Source organism: Brachybacterium rhamnosum, from assembly GCF_039526185.1.
Classification (GTDB): Bacteria; Actinomycetota; Actinomycetes; order Actinomycetales; family Dermabacteraceae; genus Brachybacterium; species Brachybacterium rhamnosum.
Genome location: NZ_BAAAIS010000002.1, coordinates 792,764 through 810,033, shown reverse-complemented (window position 1 = coordinate 810,033; position 17,270 = coordinate 792,764). Strand labels below are relative to the sequence as shown.

Sequence of the window (17,270 nt, the reverse complement as noted above, 5' to 3'; positions counted from 1 at the left end):
GCTCAACGATAGGCGTCCCCCTGGGAACCTCCAGGGAGGGCGGCGCACAATCGGTGGCGTCGGAGGATCGCGGTCGGATCAGGAGGTGGGCGCGTGCTGCAGGACGATGCGCTGCGCGGCGCCCGGGTGCCGGGCACCGGCGTCCTCGCCCGCTGCCGATCGGCCGCCCGCGCCGTGCTGACCTCGCGCCGCACCCTGCACCTCGCCACCGGGGCGGTCGCGGCGGTGCTCTACTCCAACTTCCTCATCGACCTGCTGGTGCCCGGCCCGCACGAGTGGGCGCAGCAGGTGAGCGTGCTCGAGATCCCCGGGCACCGCAGCGCCCTGCTGCTGCGCACCACGGACGTGCTCGCGGCGCTGCTCGTGCTCTCCCAGCTGCCCGCGGTGCGCGCGGTGCTGCCGGTCTCGCGGTGGCGGGGGCTCGTCGTGGGCGGGGCGGCGGCCTTCGCCCTGGGCGGGATCCTCGCCGCGGCCGTGACCCTGCCCGCGGATCCGCTGGCCGGGACGGACGGACTGCTCACGGCCTCGAGCGCGCTCGACCCGGAGGCGCTGCAGCGCGCGGCCCACGACGGGACGAGCATCCTCTCGGTGGGCGGCATGGTCGCGAGCGCGGGGGCCGCGTGGATGCTGCTGCGCCGCCGCCCGCGCGAACGGCCCCGCTGGCTGGGCCCGGTGGTCACGGTCGTCGCGGCGGGCTGCGCGGTCGAGCTCGGCGCGGATCTCGTGGTCGCCCTGCGACCGCAGTGGCAGCTGCTCGACGGCGTCTCGCAGCGGGCCCAGATGCTCACGCTGAGCGCGTGGGTGGTGGGGCTCGGCGCGATCGCGGCTCGCCCTCCACGGGCCGTCGAGTCCTGAAACCGGCGGGGCCGACGGCGCCGGGCCGGGCGGCGTCCTCCGACGGCGGCGCTCAGCGGGCGCCGCTGCCCAGCGGGCGCCGCGCCCCAGCGGGCGTCGCGGATCAGATGTCGATGCTGCCGCGCAGGTCCACGCGGGCGGTGCCGCCCACCCAGAGGGTGCCGTCGGCGTCGACGTCGAGGTGCACGAGGCCGTCGCGGCGCAGGGCCGAGCCCTGGCGGGCGGTCCACGGCGGGGTCAGCGCGCCGCGCTCGAGCATCCACTGGGCGATGCCGGCGTTGAGGCTGCCCGTGACCGGGTCCTCGTAGCCGGCGGTGCCGGACTCCGGATCCGCCGCGACGAACCCGCGCACCTCGTAGGCGGGGCCGCTCGCGCCGGCCGAGCCGTCGGCGGCGCCGGTCGTATCCGTCCCGTCGGACCCGTCGGACTCGTCGGATCCGACGCCTCCGTCGGCCTCCGTCGGCCCGACCACGCCGAGCGCGGCGATCTTGCGCGCGGGGATCGCGGCGAGATCCGGGGCGAGGGCGAGCACCTCCGCGGCGGAGCCCAGCTCGAGCACGCACCAGCCGGCGCCGTTGTCCACCCAGGCGTGATCGCGCACGGCGCCCGGGTCGATGCCGAGGGCCGCGGCGGCGGCCCCCACGTGCTCCGCGTCGAGCGGGCCGCTGCGGCGCAGGGGCGGCGCGGCGAAGGCGAGGGTGCCCGCGGCCTCGTCGCGGCGCACCTCCACGAGGCCCGCCCCGCACTCCTGCACGATCCGCTCCCCCGCCGGGACGCCGCCCGCGGCGAGCCATGCGGCGGCCGTGCCGAGGGTGGGGTGGCCGGCGAAGTCGAGCTCCGTGGAGGGGGTCAGGATCCGCACGCGGTAGTCGGCGCCCTCCTGCGTGGGCGGGAGCACGAAGGTGGTCTCGGAGAGGTTCGTCCAGGAGGCGAAGGCGCGCATCGCGGCCTCGTCGAGGCCGTCGGCGTCGAGCACCACGGCGAGCGGGTTCCCGCGGAACGGGGACGCCCCGAACACGTCGACCTGGGCGAAGGGGCGGGAGGTGGAACGTGCGCGCATGGACACATCCTGTCAGGCCGCGCGGGCGCCGCAGCCTCTCCAGGGGGCAGACTAGCCCCATGCCGGATCCCCAGGACCCCCGTGTCGCCGTGTACCTCGACTTCGACAACATCGTCATGTCCTGGTACGACCGCGTCCACGGACGTCACGCCTTCAGCCGAGACCGCCAGCGCATCGCCGCCGATCCCACCGAGCCGGAGATCGCCGACCGCCTGGCGCGCGCCACCGTGGACGTCGGCGCGATCATCGACCACGCCACCTCGTTCGGCTCCCTCATGCTGACCCGCGCCTACGCGGACTGGTCCGCCCCCATCAACGCCGACTACCGCGCCCAGCTGGTCGCGCGCGCCGTGGACCTCGTGCAGCTGTTCCCCGCCGCGGCCTACGCGAAGAACGGGGCCGACATCCGCCTCGCCGTGGACGCCGTCGAGGACATGTTCCGCATCCCCGCCCTCACCCACGTCGTGATCGTGGGCGGCGACTCCGACTACGTGCCGCTCGCGCAGCGCTGCCGCCGCCTGGGCCGCTACGTGGTGGGCCTCGGCGTCGCCGGCTCGACCGCGAAGTCCCTCGCCGCCGCCTGCGACCAGTTCGACTCCTACGAGACCCTGCCCGGCGTGGAGCTGCCCGCCGGGGAAGAGCCGCGCCGCGGTCGCAAGAGCCAGGCGAGCACGGAGACCTCCTCCGACGCCGCCGGCACCGCCGCGACCACCGGCAGCGGGACCGGGTCCGCGTCGGCCGCCACGGCGGAGTCGGCCCCGGCGAGCGCCGCCGCTCCGACCCACGTCGACACCGCCGAGTCGGAGGACTCCCCGGGGCCGACGGCCGCCGAGACCGCCGCCGCGGAGTCCGCCGCCGCGAGCCGCCTTCTCGCGCGCGCCCTGCAGCAGGGCGAGCGGGACGACGCCGAGTGGATGCACCTGTCGATGGTGAAGACGTTCATGCGCCGCATGGACCCTTCATTCAGCGAGAAGGCCCTCGGCTACCGCTCGTTCTCCGAGTTCCTCCTGGACCACGAGGAGATCGCGGAGATGGAGGAGTCCGGGCACGAGCGTCTCGTGCGCCCCCGCGAGCAGGAGAAGGAGCAAGCGAGCTCGGGCCGCTCCGGCCGCCGCTCGAAGAAGAGCTGACCCGCCTCACGCACGCATGAGCTGAGCCCGCCCCCCGATGTGGGGGCGGGCTCAGTCGTTCCGTGCGGGCCCGGAGTCAGCCGGTCCGGAGGATCAGCGACCGGCCTCGTCGAGCGCCTGGTCCTCGGCGGCGATCGCCTCCGTGCCGAAGTCCTCCGGCTCCGACTCGGGGATGTCCGTGCCGTGCAGCGAGGCACCGGCCGTCTCCTTGACGAAGAACAGCGCGACCATGCCGACGACGCAGCCGAGCATGACGTAGACGGCGGGGAACTCGAGGAACCCCGACTTCCCGACCACCCACTCGTTCAGCGGCGCCGCCGTCCCCCCGAACAGCGAGGTGAAGACGTTGTAGGTGACCGCGAAGCCCGCGAAGCGCACCTGCGCGGGGAACATCGCCGGGAAGGTCGCGGAGATCGTGGACAGCTGCGGGATGTACAGCAGGCCCAGCACCGCGAAGCCGAGGATCGCCCATCCGAACCCCTGCCCCATGAGGAAGTACATGGGCAGCGCCGCGACGAAGAGACCGATCATCGAGGTCCACCAGAGCTTCTTCCGACCGATCCGGTCGGAGAGGCCGCCGCAGAACGGGATCAGCGCCATCATCGCCACCTCACCCACGAGGATCACGATGAGCGACTGGTTCGCGCTCATCTCGATCTTCGTCTCGAGGTAGCCGGGCATGTAGGTCAGCAGCGTGTAGTTCGCGATGTTCAGCGGGATCACGAGACCGGCCATGGTGAGGATCGGCTTCCAGTACTCGACGATGAGATCCCGCAGACCACGGGTCGCCGACTCCTGGCTCTCCCCGGCCTCGTCCAGCTCCTGGAACACCGGGGTCTCGTCGAGCTGGGTCCGCAGGTACAGACCGATCGCGCCCAGCGGCAGCGCGAAGAAGAACGGGACGCGCCAGCCCCAGGACTCCATCGCCGCCTCGGGCAGGATCAGCTGCAGGGCGAGCACGACGACGGTCCCGAGCGCGAAGCCGCCCAGGGTGCCGAACTCGAGGAAGCTGCCGTACTGGCCACGACGCTTGTCCGGTGCGTACTCCGCCATGAACGTCGCGGCGCCGCCGTACTCACCGCCCGTGGAGAAGCCCTGCACGACGCGCAGCAGCGCGAGCAGGATCGGCGCGAGGACACCCACCGTCTCGTAGGTGGGCAGCACGCCGATGAGGAAGGTCGCGAGCGACATCAGCACGATCGTCAGCGCGAGCACGTGCTTGCGCCCCAGGCGGTCCCCCAGCGGCCCCCAGACGAACCCGCCGAAGGGGCGGGCCAGGAAGGAGATCGCGAGGAACGCGTAGGTCCAGAAGAGCCCGGACGAGTCCTCGGGGAAGAAGTGGGAGGCGATGTAGGTGGAGACCACGGCGTAGGCGCCGTAGTCGTACCACTCCGTCGCATTGCCGAGCGCCGAGGCGGCGACGGCCTTGCGGATCGTCTTTCGGTCGGGGAGCTCCTCGAAGGGGATGGGTCCCGTGGTGGTGGGCGGCTGGTGCTCGGACCTGCCCTGATCTGCGGATGACGTGCTCACGTTTCTCCGATCATCGTGGCGCGGGGCGGTTCCTCGCACGCGACGGGGCTCCGACCCTAGGCCCCCGTCCGCGAATCTGACCAGGTGTCACAGCATGTCGAGGCTGTACGCACGTCACCTCATGCGCGACCGCGCCCCGGCGCCCGGCGCGTCGGCCCGCCTCCGCGCCTCACGATCCGGGCACCCTCCGCGGGCCGCTCCGGGCTGTGCCATGCTGGATCGCGGCGCGCCCGGGAGAGCCCGGCCCGCCTGGTGTGCCGGGAAGTCTGGTCGGCGTCGGGATTACTCTGCCCTGAAGCAGCCCGGCCCCCGCCCCGCACGCCAGGAGTCCCCATGACGTTCCCCGCCTGGTCCATCGCCCCCTTCGTGCTGATGCTCGCGGCGATCGCGATCGCCCCGCTCGTCCCCGCCCTCGCCAAGCACTGGGAGCATCCGCGCAACCAGCTGCTGTGGTCGCTGCTGCTCGGCGTCCCCGTCACGATCGGCGTGCTGCTCGCGGGCCGCGGCGACCTCGTCACCGTCGCCGGCGTGGAGTACCTGCAGTTCATCGCCCTGCTCTTCGCGCTCTTCGTGGTCTCCGGCGGCATCTTCCTGCGCGGCGACATCGCCGCCACCCCGCGCACCAACACGATCTTCCTGGCCGTGGGCGGCGTGCTCGCGAGCTTCATCGGCACCACGGGGGCGGCGATGCTGCTCATCCGGCCGCTGCTGAACACGAACGCCGAGCGCCGGCACACGGCGCACACCGTCGTCTTCACGATCCTCATCGTCGCGAACTGCGGCGGGCTGCTCACGCCGCTGGGCGACCCGCCGCTGTTCCTGGGCATGCTGCGCGGCGTGCCGTTCACGTGGACGCTGCACCTCGCCCCGATGTGGCTGTTCGTCAACGCGCTGCTGCTGCTGACCTATTGGGCGCTGGACCGTCGGATCATCGCCCACGAGCGCCCCGAGGACGTCGCGGCGGACCGCACGCACGTGACCCCGCTGCGCCTCGCCGGGGCGAGCAGCCTGATCTGGTTCGCGGTCATCATCGTCGCCGTCGCCGTCATCCCCTCCGTGGACGGCCACGAGCTCGCCGAGGGCCACGCCCACGGCGCGGGCCTCGTGCCGTGGCGGGAGATCGTCATGGTGGGCGCCGCCCTGGCCGCCCTCCGCTTCGGGAACCGGGCCGTGCGCTACGAGGACAACCAGTTCGAGCTCGGCCCCATCAAGGAGGTCGCCGCCCTGTTCATCGGCATCTTCCTCACGATGGTGCCGGCGCTCGAGGTGCTCCGGAACGCCGCACCGAAGCTCCCCTTGAACGAGATCACGCTCTTCGTCTTCACGGGCGGCCTGAGCGCGGTGCTCGACAACGCCCCCACCTACGCGACCTTCTTCGAGATGGCGACGCAGCTGCCCGGGGAGCCCCGCGTCGCGGACGTCCCCCATCTCTACCTCGTCTCGATCTCGCTGGGCGCCGTGCTGTGCGGCGCGATCACCTACATCGGCAACGGCCCGAACTTCATGGTGAAGTCCGTGGCGGAGTCCCGCGGCGTGCAGATGCCGAGCTTCGGCGGGTACGTGCAGCGCACCTTCATGTACCTCGTGCCGGTGCTCGTCGCGATGGTGCTGCTGTTCATCGCCCAGTCCACGTGGACCACCATCGCGGGCGTCTTCCTCACGGCGCTGCTGCTGGCTCGCATCACCCACCTCTTCGTCACCTTCGACGGCACGGTCGGCGTCGCGCTCCTGGACCCGGACGTGCGCGCCTCCCTGCCCGGCCGGCAGCTCCCGCGCGGCGCCGCGGAGCGCGACCGACCCGTCGGCGCCCTCGAGCCCGGCCACCGCGAGGACTGACCGACCGTCCACCCCGACCCTGCACCAGGAGCCCGGATGAACGACCACCCCTCCCCCTCGACCACCCCCGCCCGCCGCTCGGAGCGCATCCTCGAGCGCGGCACCTACCGCGAGTACCTGCGCATCGAGCAGATCCTCACCCGCGAGACGACGGGCGGCCTCGTGCTGCTCGCGGCGACCGTGCTCGCCCTGATCCTCGCCAACTCCCCCGCCTCCGGCGCCTACGAAGCCCTGCGCGACCAGCACGTCGGCGTCGACATCGGGGACTTCCACCTGCGCCTCACCCTCGGCCACTGGGCGGCCGACGGCCTGCTCGCGATCTTCTTCTTCCTCGCGGGCCTCGAGCTGAAGATGGAGTTCCTGACCGGCGACCTCCGCTCCCCCGGCAAGGCGCTCGTGCCGATGGTCGCCGCCGCGGGCGGCGTCGCCGTGCCGGCGCTGCTCTTCGTCGCGATCACCGCCGCCGGGCCTCCCGGCGCACTGCAGGGCTGGGCGATCCCCGCCGCAACGGACATCGCCTTCGCGCTCGCGGTGCTCGCCCTGCTCGGCTCGCACCTGCCCACCGCGCTGCGCACCTTCCTGCTCACCCTCGCGATCGTCGACGACCTCATCGCGATCATCATCATCGCCGTCTTCTACACGGCGGATCTGCGCCTGGGCTACCTCGCTCTCGCCCTCATCCCGATCGCCCTGTACGCGCTCGTCGCGCACCGGGCGGAGTGGCTGTTCAAGAAGCACTACGGCGCGGCCTGGCTCGTGCTGCTGCCGCTCGGGGCGATCACCTGGGCGCTGTTCCTGAACTCGGGCGTGCACGCGACCATCGCGGGCGTGGTGCTCGCCTTCATGATCCCGGTGCGCTCCCGCTCCCGGTACGGGGCGCGCTACTCCCTCGCGCAGACCTTCGAGCACCGCTTCCGCCCGCTCTCCACGGGCATCGCCGTGCCGGTCTTCGCGTTCTTCAGCGCGGGCGTCGCCGTGGGCGGGGTGAGCGGCCTGCTCGACGCATGGTCGAGCCCCGTCGCGATCGGCATCGTCGTGGGCCTCGTCGCCGGGAAGATCCTCGGGATCGTCGGCGCCACCTTCCTCGTGACGCGCCTGCGCGGCGCGCACCTGGACCCGGACATCCGCTGGGTGGACCTCGTGGGCATGGCGGGCGTCGCCGGGATCGGCTTCACCGTGTCGCTGCTGGTGACGGAGCTGAGCTTCGACCCCTCCGATCCCCTGCACGCGGCGGCGAAGGTCGGTGTGCTCACCGCCTCCGTGCTCGCGGCCGTCGTCGGTGCGGCGGTGCTGCTGCCCCGCAATCGCCGCTACCGGCGGATCGCGGAGCGGGAGGCGGTCGACGCGGACGCCGACGGCGTGCCCGACGTCTTCGCCCCCGAGCCGGCGGCAGGCCCCGGCCCCGCGGCCGACGGGACGCCCCCGGGCGGCGGCGCCCGCTGAACGCACGGGGCCCCGTGACGCAGGCTCGCGTCACGGGGTCCCGCTGCTCGGCGGCGGCCGGGTCAGCCCGCCTTGAAGGCGATCTGCTTCTCCTGGCGCATCCGGTAGAGGAACGCCGCGGTCGCGTCGCGGTTCATCGGGTTCGACGGGCGGAAGGTGCCGTCGGACCAGCCGGTGGAGATGCCCTGGTCCTTGAGCCAGGCGATCTCCTTGGCGAACTTCCGGCTCGGCTTCACGTCGGTGAACGGCGCCTTCGAGGGCGCGGCGACGTCGGGCGAGCCCGCGTAGCGGTAGACGAAGGCGGCCATCGCGTCACGGGTGATCGACTGCGTGGGACGGAAGGTCCCGTCGCCCCAGCCCTCGGCGATGCCGTTCTGGAAGGCCCAGATGATCGCGTCGTAGTGCTCCTGGCCCTTCTTCACGTCCGTGAAGGGCTCCGAGCGCGGCGGCGTGACCTTCGGGGCGCCCGCGAGGCGGTGCAGGAAGGCGGCCATCGCGTCGCGGTTCACAGGGGTCGTCGGGCGGAAGGTGCCGTCCGGGAAGCCCTTGGCGATCTGGTTGTCCCACGCCCACACGATCGCCTCGTAGTGCTCCTGGCCTGGCTTGACGTCCGTGAAGGGGCTCGTGGAGGTGGTCGGGAGGATCTGGACCACGGTGGGCTTGGGGCCGGTGCCGCCGTCGTACTCGGGGAACATCGAGGTGGGCTCGTCGAAGGTGCCGTCCTCGCCCGGGTGCTGCACGGAGACGAAGGCGGTGCGGTCCTTGTCGCGCACGATCGGGCCGCAGGTCTCCGCCTGGGCGGGCATGGAGGCGAACTGCTCGACGCGGCCGCGCTCGTCACCCTCGAGGGTCACGCGGAACAGTCCGTCGTTGTAGCCGATGCCGTCGGGGGCGCCGTCGGTGGAGATCCACAGGTTGCCGACGGAGTCGAAGGCGAGGTTGTCCGGGCAGGAGATCGGGGAGACCTTCTCCGCCGGGTAGCCGCCGAAGTAGGTGCCCTGGTCGGTCTCCGGGTCGCCGCAGACGAGCAGCAGGTTCCACGCGAAGGTCGTCGAGGTCTGGTCGCCCTTCTCGTCGATCTCGACGACGTGGCCGTCGCGGTTCTCGGTGCGGGGGTTCGCCTCGTCCGGGCCGGCCTTGCCGTCCGTGCCGCGGTTGGAGTTGTTCGTGCAGGCCACGTAGACGCGGCGCGAGCTGAGCGAGGGCTCGACATCCTCGCAGCGGTCCATCTTGGTGGGGCCGACCTTGTCCGCGGCGAGGCGGGTGTGGACGAGCACCTCCTCGACGCTCATGCCCTCGACCTTGGACTCGCCGGCGACGACGAGCGGCAGCCACTCGCCGGAGCCGTCGAAGGCGCCGTCGGAGGGGAGGTCGCCGGTGCCGTCGATCTCGGAGGCCGGGGAGTTGCCGGAGAACTTCGCGACGTAGAGGTCGCCGCTCTCCAGGAGGGTCATGTTGTGCTTCTTGTTCCCCTCCTCGTAGTAGCCCTCCGAGACGAACTTGTAGAGGTAGTCGAAGCGCTCGTCGTCACCGGAGTAGGCGACGACCTTGCCGTTCTCCGCGACGATGACGTTCGCGCCCTCGTGCTTGAAGCGGCCCAGCGACGTGTGCTTGCGCGGGGTGGAGCTCGGGTCCCACGGGTCGACCTCGACGATCCAGCCGAAGTGGTTCACGGAGTTCTCGAGACCCTCGGTGGTCGCGTCGAAGCGAGGGTCGATCTCCTGCCAGCCGCGGGCGAGGTCGTTCTCGCCGAGGCCGTAGCGCTTGTCCTCGGCGGAGGTGCCGGCGGTGCGGAAGTAGCCGTTGAAGTTCTCCTCGCCGGAGAGCAGTGTGCCCCAGGGGGTGAGGCCGCCCGAGCAGTTGCCGAAGGTGCCCTCGGTGTGGCGGCCCTTGGGGAACTGGGAGGTCTTCAGCAGGTCGGAGCCGACGGCGGGACCGGTGAAGTCGTACTCGGTGTCGGAGAGGAAGCGGCGGTTGTACTCGCTGTCCACGACCGGGGCGTAGGGCGCGGTGCGCGAGTCGCGCTTCAGCTCGACGACGGTGAGACCGTGCGCGGCGAGGGTGACCTCGGCGAGGGTCTTCGCGTCGGTGGAGTCCGGGAACATGATGTTCTCGTTCGTGTACTCGTGGTTCACGAACATGAGGGCGCGCTTGCCCGAGGAGTTCGGGATCTCCTGGATCTCCGTGTAGTCGTTGTTGTAGCCGAACTGGCGGGCCTGCGCCTCGCCCGACTGCGCGTTCCAGTCGAAGTCGGGGGCGTCGGACCACAGCTTCGCGCCCCAGGAGATGACCGGGTGCCAGGAGAAGCCCTCGGGCACGACGAAGCTGTCCTGCGTGTAGTCCACGGGCGCGATCGCCTCGAAGTCGAGCTTGCTGCCCTTCGGCGCGGCGGCCGCGGGGGCCATGCCGCCGAGGCCCCCGGTCGTGCCGGCGACGCCGATCGCGAGGGCCCCGGCGGCGGTGCCGCCCAGGAGCAGGCGGCGGCTCAGGACGCCGGAGACCACGTCGCGGAAGTAGTCGTTGTGCGAGGAGTTGCAGGTCTCCTTGGTGCACGCGTTGCCGCACTTCAGGGCGCAGGTCACGGCGGAGCGCTTGCCCCGCACGTGATCCTTCATGAGCAGGGGGAGGTCGATGAGGGCCACGGGGGTTCCTTCGCTGTCGGGGAGGGTTCCCGCCGGCACGGGGCGGCGGGCCGTCGTGACTCTCCGTCAGCAAAGTGAGGGGCAGAGCACGGGAAGGCGACAGCGAGGTGAACACTCGCCCCCGACTGCCCCTTGCGGGCACGGCGAGGCCCCGCCGGCACGTGCCGACGGGGCCTCGAGGCTGCGGTGACGCGGCCCGCTCAGGGGCGGCGGGGCGCGACGAAGCCCTCGGGCTTCACGAGCACCACCGGCGAGGTGGACTCCATGACCACGCGCTGCGAGGTCGAGCCCAGCAGGATCTTCCCGATCGGGGTGCGGCGGCGTATGCCGAGCACCACGAGGTCCGGGCGGGTCGCCTCGATCGCATCGAGGATGTCGTCCGCCGGGTCGTCACGACGCGCGACGGTCTGGATCTCGACCTCGAGACCGGTCTCCGCGAGCCGCTCCGGGAGCGGACGGGGATCGGTCACCGCACGGCCCTTGCGGGGATCCGCGCCGGCCTCGGAGGCCAGCACGAGCAGGCGGGCGCCGCGACGCTCCGCCTCCTCGACGGCGAAGTCGAGCGCCGCCTCGCTCGTGGCGCTGGGGACGTAGGCGAGCAGGATCGTCGGGGTCGACGAGGTGGGGGTGGAGGACATGGCAGCTCCCGGTGATGGAGGAGGAACGGGACGGGTGTCAGTCGCGACCGATGTCGTCGGGGTGGTGGAAGCGGGTGCGCCGCGCCTTGATCGCACTGTTGTAGATCCAGGTGGCGATGTAGAGCACGAGACCCACGGCCAGCAGGCCGCCCGCGATGACGTAGTTCTGCGCGGGCTGCGCGAGCGGCGTGACCAGGGCGAAGGAGGTCGCCGCGCCGATCCACGGAAGCACCGTCGGGGTGCGGAAGTGACGGTTCTCGACCTTGTCCTTGCGCAGCACCAGCACCGAGACGTTCACGAGGCCGAACACGGCCAGCAGCAGCAGCGCAGTGGTCCCGCCGAGGGCGGCGATCGTGTCCTCCGCGAGCACGTAGCGCACGGAGAGCACGAGGGCGAAGGCGAGCACGGTCGAGAAGACGATGCCGGCCCACGGGGTGCGGCGGCTCGCGAGGACCCCGCGCAGGAAGCCCGGCAGCACGCCCTGCTTGGACATGCCGTAGAGCAGGCGGGAGGCCATCATCATGTTGATGAGCACCGTGTTCGCGACCGCGAAGATCGAGATGAACGCGAAGATCGTGTCGATCGGGATGCCGGGGGCGCCCACCTTCACGACCTCGAGCAGCGGGGTCGTCGACTCGGTGAGGCGGCCGATCGGCACCACCGCGACCGCGAGGATCGAGATGAGCACGTAGATCACGCCGGTGATCGACAGGCCCGTGATGAGGGCCCGGGGGAAGTTCTTCACGGGGTCCACGGTCTCCTCGGCCATGTTGACCGAGTCCTCGAAGCCCACCATGGAGAAGAAGGCGAGGGCGGTGGCGCCGATGACCGCCATGAACATGCCCTTCTCGTCCTGCGTCTCGAAGAGGATGACGCGGGAGAAGTCGGCCTGGCCGCGGGCGACGGTGAAGAAGCCGACGACGATGACGAGCGCGAGGCCCGTCATCTCGATGGCGGTGAGCACCACGTTCGCCTTCACGGACTCGGCGACGCCGCGCAGGTTCACGAGCGCGACGATCACGAGGAACGCCAGGGCGATGCCGGTGGTGAGCGGCGCGGCCGCGTCACCGAGGCTCTCCTCGAGGCCGAAGGCCTTCAGCACGTTCTCCGCGAGGAAGATCGCGCTGTTGGAGGCCGACGTGATGCCGGAGGAGAGGACGGCGAAGGTCACCATGAAGGTGAGGAAGTGGATGCCGAAGGCCTTGTGCACGTACAGCGCGGCACCGGCGGCCTGCGGGTACTTGGTCACCATCTCCACGTAGGAGAGGGCGGAGACCATCGCGACGGCGAAGGCGATGATGATGGGCAGCCAGCCGGCGCCGCCGACCTCGCCGGCGACCTTTCCGGTCAGGGAGTAGACGCCGGTGCCGAGGATGTCACCGACGATGAACAGCAGCAGGAGCTTGGGCGTGATCGCCTTCTTCAGCTCCGGCTGGTCGCTCGCGCCCTCGGTGGGGGGCGCCGGGCGCGGGGATGCGCTCATGGGGGAAGCTCCGTCCGCTCGGGGAGAGGGTGGGGGAACTTTACCCCACGGTGTCCCCGGTCACGCGCGTGGGCAGGCGCTGGGTGCGCACCCAGAGGCGGGAGGCGTCGGAGGAGATCGCGAGCAGTCCCAGCACCGAGGCGCCGGCCGCGGCGAGCGCCGTGTGGGTGACGTCCCCGGCGGTCGTCGTCGAGACGGCGAGCCGGGTGATCGCGGTCGCCGCGAACAGTCCCATGAGCACGATGCGCGACCAGCGGCTGCGGCGCAGGATCCCCACCATCAGCACGAGCTGGACCGCGGCGAGGATCCCGACGGGCAGCAGCGTCGAGCGCTCGGGGAACATGACCTCCGCGTCCGGGAACCGCTGGGAGAGATCGGCGCCGGCGAGCATCGACACGCCCTGCACGGCGAGGAGGACGGCCTGCAGGAGCACGAGACCTGCGGTGAACAGCACCGTCGGCGGCGGGAGGTGGTGGTCCACGGCGCCCGCGACGGCCTCGTGGATGTCGTCGACCGTGCCGTGCCACTGGGAGGCGAGCTCCCCGGGGCGCACGGCGGCGGCGCCCTTGGGCCCCACTCCGGTCCTCGCGCGGGCGGCGGCGAGCGCGCTCTGCGTCGCCGCGTAGGCGCGGGCCTTCATGACGGTGGTGCCGGTGGGGCGGTGCCGCGGCAGCATCATCGCGGTCGCGCCGTCCGATCGAGCGGCGGCGCCGCCCACGTCGATGATCGGGAGGTCGCCGTCGGTGCGGAAGCGGTCACCCTGCCCGTTGCGCGAGTGGTACGCGGTGGAGAACCCCTCGATGACCTCGACCTCGATGTCGCGGTCCGCGAAGCGCAGGGTGTCGATGAGGTAGTCGCGCTCGACGTCGATGTTCTCGTCGATGCGGTGCGTGATCTGGAGGGTGAAGAAGGAGAAGCCGACGGCGCGGTCGTAGGTGCCGGCGGCGAGCCAGTCGCTGCGGTAGCCGCCGGGCAGCACGAAGTCCGGTGGCATCCTCCAGAACCGCACGTGGTGGCGCTTCGTGGTGGTGCCGCCCACCTCCTGCTGGTACGTGAAGTCATGGCGGCGGCCCATGAGGTAGAGGTCGGAGACGGGCGCGGCCGGGTAGGAGCGGCGCAGCAGCGTCGAGCGGATCATGTCCCAGGCGGAGCCGACGGTCCGCTCCTCCGCGAGCACCCATCCCGCGCGCCGCATGGCGACGTGGAGGTCCTCCTCCGGGCCGTCGAGCGCGACGTTCACGGGATCGGAGAGCACCCCCTCGGTGGTGCGCGTGCGGCCGAAGAAGTAGTCCGGCAGGTACATCCAGGTGAGCACCTGGTGCAGGCGCGGGAGGGTGATGTACGTGAGCAGCACCCAGAAGCCCACGAGGTACAGCAGCCGCGCCGGCGTGAGCGAGATGCCCTCGAGCAGGTAGAGCACGGCGAGCCACACGGAGACCACGAGGCCCGCGACGATGAAGAGGGTGTCCAGCAGCGCGTACAGCTCGAAACGGCCGCCGACCGGGGAGTGCCCGCGATCGTGGTCGTACCCCGGCTGCTCCGCGGGGACCGGGCGCTCGAGCGGCGACAGGCGCGCGCGGCGTGCCGGCGTCACCCGGGGCGTCCCGGCCTGCTCGAGGTCATGCCCCCATCGTAGGGCCGACGCACGGGACCGCCCTGGGCGCGCCCGCCGCGCGCCCCCCCGCGACCCGCTTCGCCCCCGTCGGCCTCGTCGGCCCCGTCGGCCCTGCCCCGTCGGCCCCGCCCCGCCCCGCGGGCCACGGGACCTCTTCGTACGGGTCGGCCCCTCAGAGCCGGGACCCGTACGAAGAGGTCCCGTACCCGCGAGGAGCCGGGGGCGGAGCGGCGGACGGGGCGGCGGACGGGGCGGTGGGCGGGAAGCGGCGACGGCTCAGGCGGGGCGGCGGGCGGCGCGGGCGACCTGGACCGCGCCGAGCAGGCCCAGCAGCAGGAAGAGCGCCGCACCCGCGAGGGCGAGGCGCGACCCGTCGGTGAAGACGAGGTCGAGCTGGGCGATCGCGGCGCTGCTCGCGGTGCCGTCCAGGGCGGGGAGCACGGAGCCGGCGGTGTCGGTGAGCGCTTGGCCGTAGCGGGCCGCCTCGCCGGTCAGGCCGCTCGCCCCGGAGGCGAGGCCCGCGCCCAGCAGCGCGCCGGAGATCGCGGTGCCGAGCGCCGTGCCCAGCTGCCGCACGGTCGACTGCGTGGCCGAGCCCTGCCCGGACTGCGCGACGGGCACCGGGGCGAGCACGGTCGAGGTGAGCTGCGCGGAGGCGAGGCCCAGGCCCAGGCCGTAGACCACGAGCACGACGACCAGCAGGGCGATCGGGACGCCCGGCCGGAGCACCCCCGCGAGGACGCTCACGCCGAGCAGCTCCGCCGCGAGCCCCACGATCACGGTCGCGGGGGCGCCGATCCTCGCGGCGAGGTGCCGGGCGGCGCTGCCGGAGGCGAAAGCACCGAGCGCCATGGCCGCGAGCACCAGACCGGAGGCGAGCAGGCTCAGGCCCTCGACGTCCACGAGGTAGAGGGGCAGCACGAACAGCAGGCCGAACTCCCCCACGGCGACGGCTGCGGCGGTCACGTTGCCCCAGGCGAAGCCGGGCAGGCGGAAGAGGGTGAGGTCGAGCAGCACCCCGTTGCCGGCGGCGGCGCGGCGGGCCTCGACGAGCGCGAAGGCGCCGAGCAGCGCGAGGCCGGCGAGGATCAGCACGGGGGTGAGGGAGAGGCCGGCGGGGCCGGTGAGGCTCAGCGGCCCGATCGCGAGCGGGGCCTGCGCGGTCCACCAGCCCATCGTCGTCCCCTCGATGATGCCGATGACGAGGGCGGCGAGGCCGGCCGCGCTGAGCAGAGCGCCCGGCAGGTCGAGCCGCTGCGCCCGGAGCCGTGCCGGTGCGGCGGCGCCTGCCGCACCCGCCGCTCCGGCCGCGCCTACCGCGCCTGCCGCACCCGTGGTCCCCGCGCGGCCGTCGGCCGCTTCCTGCCGGGTCTCGGGGACCCAGGCGAGGGTGCCGGCGATGACGAGGGCGCCGATCGGCACGTTGACCGCGAAGATCCACGGCCAGGAGAAGGAGCTCGTGAGCCAGCCGCCGAGGAGCGGGCCGAGGGCCGCGGCGCCGGCCATGACCGCGCCCCAGACGCCGAAGGCGGCCGCGCGCTCCTTCCCGCGGAAGGTCGCGTTCACGGTGGAGAGGGTCGAGGGGAGGATGAGCGCGCCGCCCACGCCCTGCACGAGGCGCGCACCGATGAGCGATCCGGCGCCGCCCGCGAGCGCGGCGAGCACGGAGCCGATGACGAACACGGCGGTGCCGGCGAGGAAGAGCCGGCGCCGTCCGATCCGGTCGCCGAGCCGGCCGACGACGAGCAGCAGCGCGGAGAGCACCGCGGCGTAGCTCGTGGACACCCATTGCGCATCGGTGAGGTCCAGGCCCAGGTCGCGGACGATGTCCGGGAGGGCGACGGCGACGATCGAGCCGTCGATGACGATGAGCGCGAGGCCTGCGGCGAGCACGCCGAGCGCCTTCCAGCGGCGGGGGTCCGCGGCGGGGTCGGGGCCGGCGGACCGCGCCGGGCGGGCGGGGTCGGCGGGTCCGGCGGGTCCGGCGGGCGCGGGCACCGCTCGGGCGGTGGGATCGGGGGCGGCCTGCGCGGTCGCCCCGGGGGCGGGGCGGTTCGTTCTCATGACCCCCACGTTATGACGCAGCGTCAGATCCTGCCATCGTCCGAAGGGTTGATCCCGCCCGGCACCCCGCGCGTACGCTCGGCGACGATCCCCCTGTTCCTGAGGAAAGGCGCTCCGATGCCCCCCGTGCCCTCCGTCCCGCTCAACGACGGCCGCTCCATCCCCCAGCTCGGCTACGGCGTCTTCAAGGTGGACGCCGAGGTCACCGCCGATGTCACCGGCCAGGCCCTGCGCGCCGGCTACCGCCACGTCGACACCGCGAGGATCTACGGCAACGAGGACGGCGTGGGCCAGGCCCTGCGCGACTCCGGTCTGGACCGCGACGACGTCTTCGTCACCACCAAGCTCTGGGACGACGCCCACGCCCACGACGACGCGATCGCCGCCGCCGAGGCCTCCCTCGAGCGCCTCGGCATCGAGCAGGTCGACCTCTACCTCATCCACTGGGCCGCCCCCTCGCAGGGCAAGTACCTCGAGGCGTGGCGGACGCTCATCGAGCTGCGCGAGCGCGGCCTGGTCCGCTCGATCGGCGTCTCGAACTTCCCGCTCCCCCAGCTCGAGGAGATCATCGAGGCGACCGGCGAGGTCCCCGCCGTGCACCAGATCGAGCTGCACCCCTACTTCCCGCAGGCCGAGCTGCGCGAGGTGCACGCCCGCCACGGCATCGTCACCGAGTCGTGGGGCCCGCTGGGCCAGGGCAAGTCCGACCTGCTCGAGAACCCGGTGATCACGGAGGCGGCCGCCGCCCATGACGCCACCCCCGCGCAGGTCGTGCTCGCCTGGCACCTCGCGCACGGCATCGTCGCGCTGCCGAAGTCCGTCACCCCGGAGCGCATCGTGGAGAACCTCGCCGCGGCGGAGCTCCGGCTCACCGCCGAGGAGATCGCCGCGATCGACGGCCTGGACCGCGGGGAGGCCGGCCGCGGCGGCACGGACCCTGCCACCAAGTGACCCGCTGACGGCGCCGACGGGCC

Annotated in this window: 12 protein-coding genes; 5 read left to right on the top strand and 7 right to left on the bottom strand. The window is 72.7% G+C overall.

Annotated features, from left to right (window positions below):
- The first annotated feature begins 93 nt into the window (after positions 1 to 93).
- Complete coding sequence (locus ABD080_RS05610) at positions 94 to 855, top strand: DUF998 domain-containing protein (RefSeq protein ID WP_343903943.1); 762 nt, start codon at positions 94 to 96, stop codon at positions 853 to 855.
- 103 nt (positions 856 to 958) lie between these two features.
- On the opposite strand, the gene ABD080_RS05605 is transcribed toward ABD080_RS05610, so the two are convergent.
- Positions 959 to 1,915: a PhzF family phenazine biosynthesis protein gene (locus ABD080_RS05605; RefSeq protein ID WP_343903941.1), complete on the bottom strand. Its 957-nt coding sequence runs from the start codon at positions 1,913 to 1,915 to the stop codon at positions 959 to 961.
- Positions 1,916 to 1,974: 59 nt separating this feature from the next.
- Here ABD080_RS05605 and ABD080_RS05600 point away from each other — a divergent pair, with 59 nt between their 5' ends.
- Positions 1,975 to 3,045, top strand: coding sequence for an NYN domain-containing protein (locus ABD080_RS05600; RefSeq protein ID WP_343903940.1), 1,071 nt, complete (start codon positions 1,975 to 1,977; stop codon positions 3,043 to 3,045).
- 93 nt (positions 3,046 to 3,138) lie between these two features.
- On the opposite strand, the gene ABD080_RS05595 is transcribed toward ABD080_RS05600, so the two are convergent.
- Complete coding sequence (locus ABD080_RS05595) at positions 3,139 to 4,575, bottom strand: MFS transporter (protein ID WP_205750670.1); 1,437 nt, start codon at positions 4,573 to 4,575, stop codon at positions 3,139 to 3,141.
- A gap of 333 nt (positions 4,576 to 4,908) precedes the next feature.
- On the opposite strand from ABD080_RS05595, the gene ABD080_RS05590 reads away from it, so the two are divergent.
- Positions 4,909 to 6,411: a sodium:proton antiporter gene (locus ABD080_RS05590; protein ID WP_137769526.1), complete on the top strand. Its 1,503-nt coding sequence runs from the start codon at positions 4,909 to 4,911 to the stop codon at positions 6,409 to 6,411.
- A 36-nt stretch (positions 6,412 to 6,447) separates the two neighbouring features.
- A complete protein-coding gene (gene nhaA / locus ABD080_RS05585) occupies positions 6,448 to 7,854 on the top strand; it encodes a Na+/H+ antiporter NhaA (protein WP_343903939.1) in 1,407 nt (468 codons plus the stop codon).
- A 62-nt stretch (positions 7,855 to 7,916) separates the two neighbouring features.
- Here the strand turns inward: nhaA and ABD080_RS05580 are convergent, their stop codons facing one another.
- The 5 genes from ABD080_RS05580 to ABD080_RS05560 form a co-directional block, all read right to left on the bottom strand.
- Positions 7,917 to 10,496 carry an alkaline phosphatase PhoX gene (locus ABD080_RS05580; protein ID WP_377827276.1) on the bottom strand — a complete coding sequence of 860 codons (2,580 nt, stop codon included), beginning with the start codon at positions 10,494 to 10,496 and terminating at the stop codon, positions 7,917 to 7,919.
- Positions 10,497 to 10,696: 200 nt separating this feature from the next.
- Positions 10,697 to 11,134, bottom strand: a complete 438-nt coding sequence (locus ABD080_RS05575) for a universal stress protein (protein ID WP_137769523.1) — start codon at positions 11,132 to 11,134, stop codon at positions 10,697 to 10,699.
- Between the two features lie 37 nt (positions 11,135 to 11,171).
- Positions 11,172 to 12,617 (bottom strand): APC family permease, encoded by a 1,446-nt coding sequence (locus tag ABD080_RS05570; protein WP_137769522.1) that lies wholly within the window; start codon positions 12,615 to 12,617, stop codon positions 11,172 to 11,174.
- A gap of 40 nt (positions 12,618 to 12,657) precedes the next feature.
- A complete protein-coding gene (locus ABD080_RS05565) occupies positions 12,658 to 14,211 on the bottom strand; it encodes an LssY C-terminal domain-containing protein (protein ID WP_343903938.1) in 1,554 nt (517 codons plus the stop codon).
- A 297-nt stretch (positions 14,212 to 14,508) separates the two neighbouring features.
- Positions 14,509 to 16,296, bottom strand: a complete 1,788-nt coding sequence (locus tag ABD080_RS05560) for an MFS transporter (protein WP_343903937.1) — start codon at positions 16,294 to 16,296, stop codon at positions 14,509 to 14,511.
- Positions 16,297 to 16,413: 117 nt separating this feature from the next.
- On the opposite strand from ABD080_RS05560, the gene ABD080_RS05555 reads away from it, so the two are divergent.
- Positions 16,414 to 17,247 (top strand): aldo/keto reductase, encoded by an 834-nt coding sequence (locus ABD080_RS05555; protein ID WP_343903936.1) that lies wholly within the window; start codon positions 16,414 to 16,416, stop codon positions 17,245 to 17,247.
- The last annotated feature ends 23 nt before the right edge of the window (positions 17,248 to 17,270 follow it).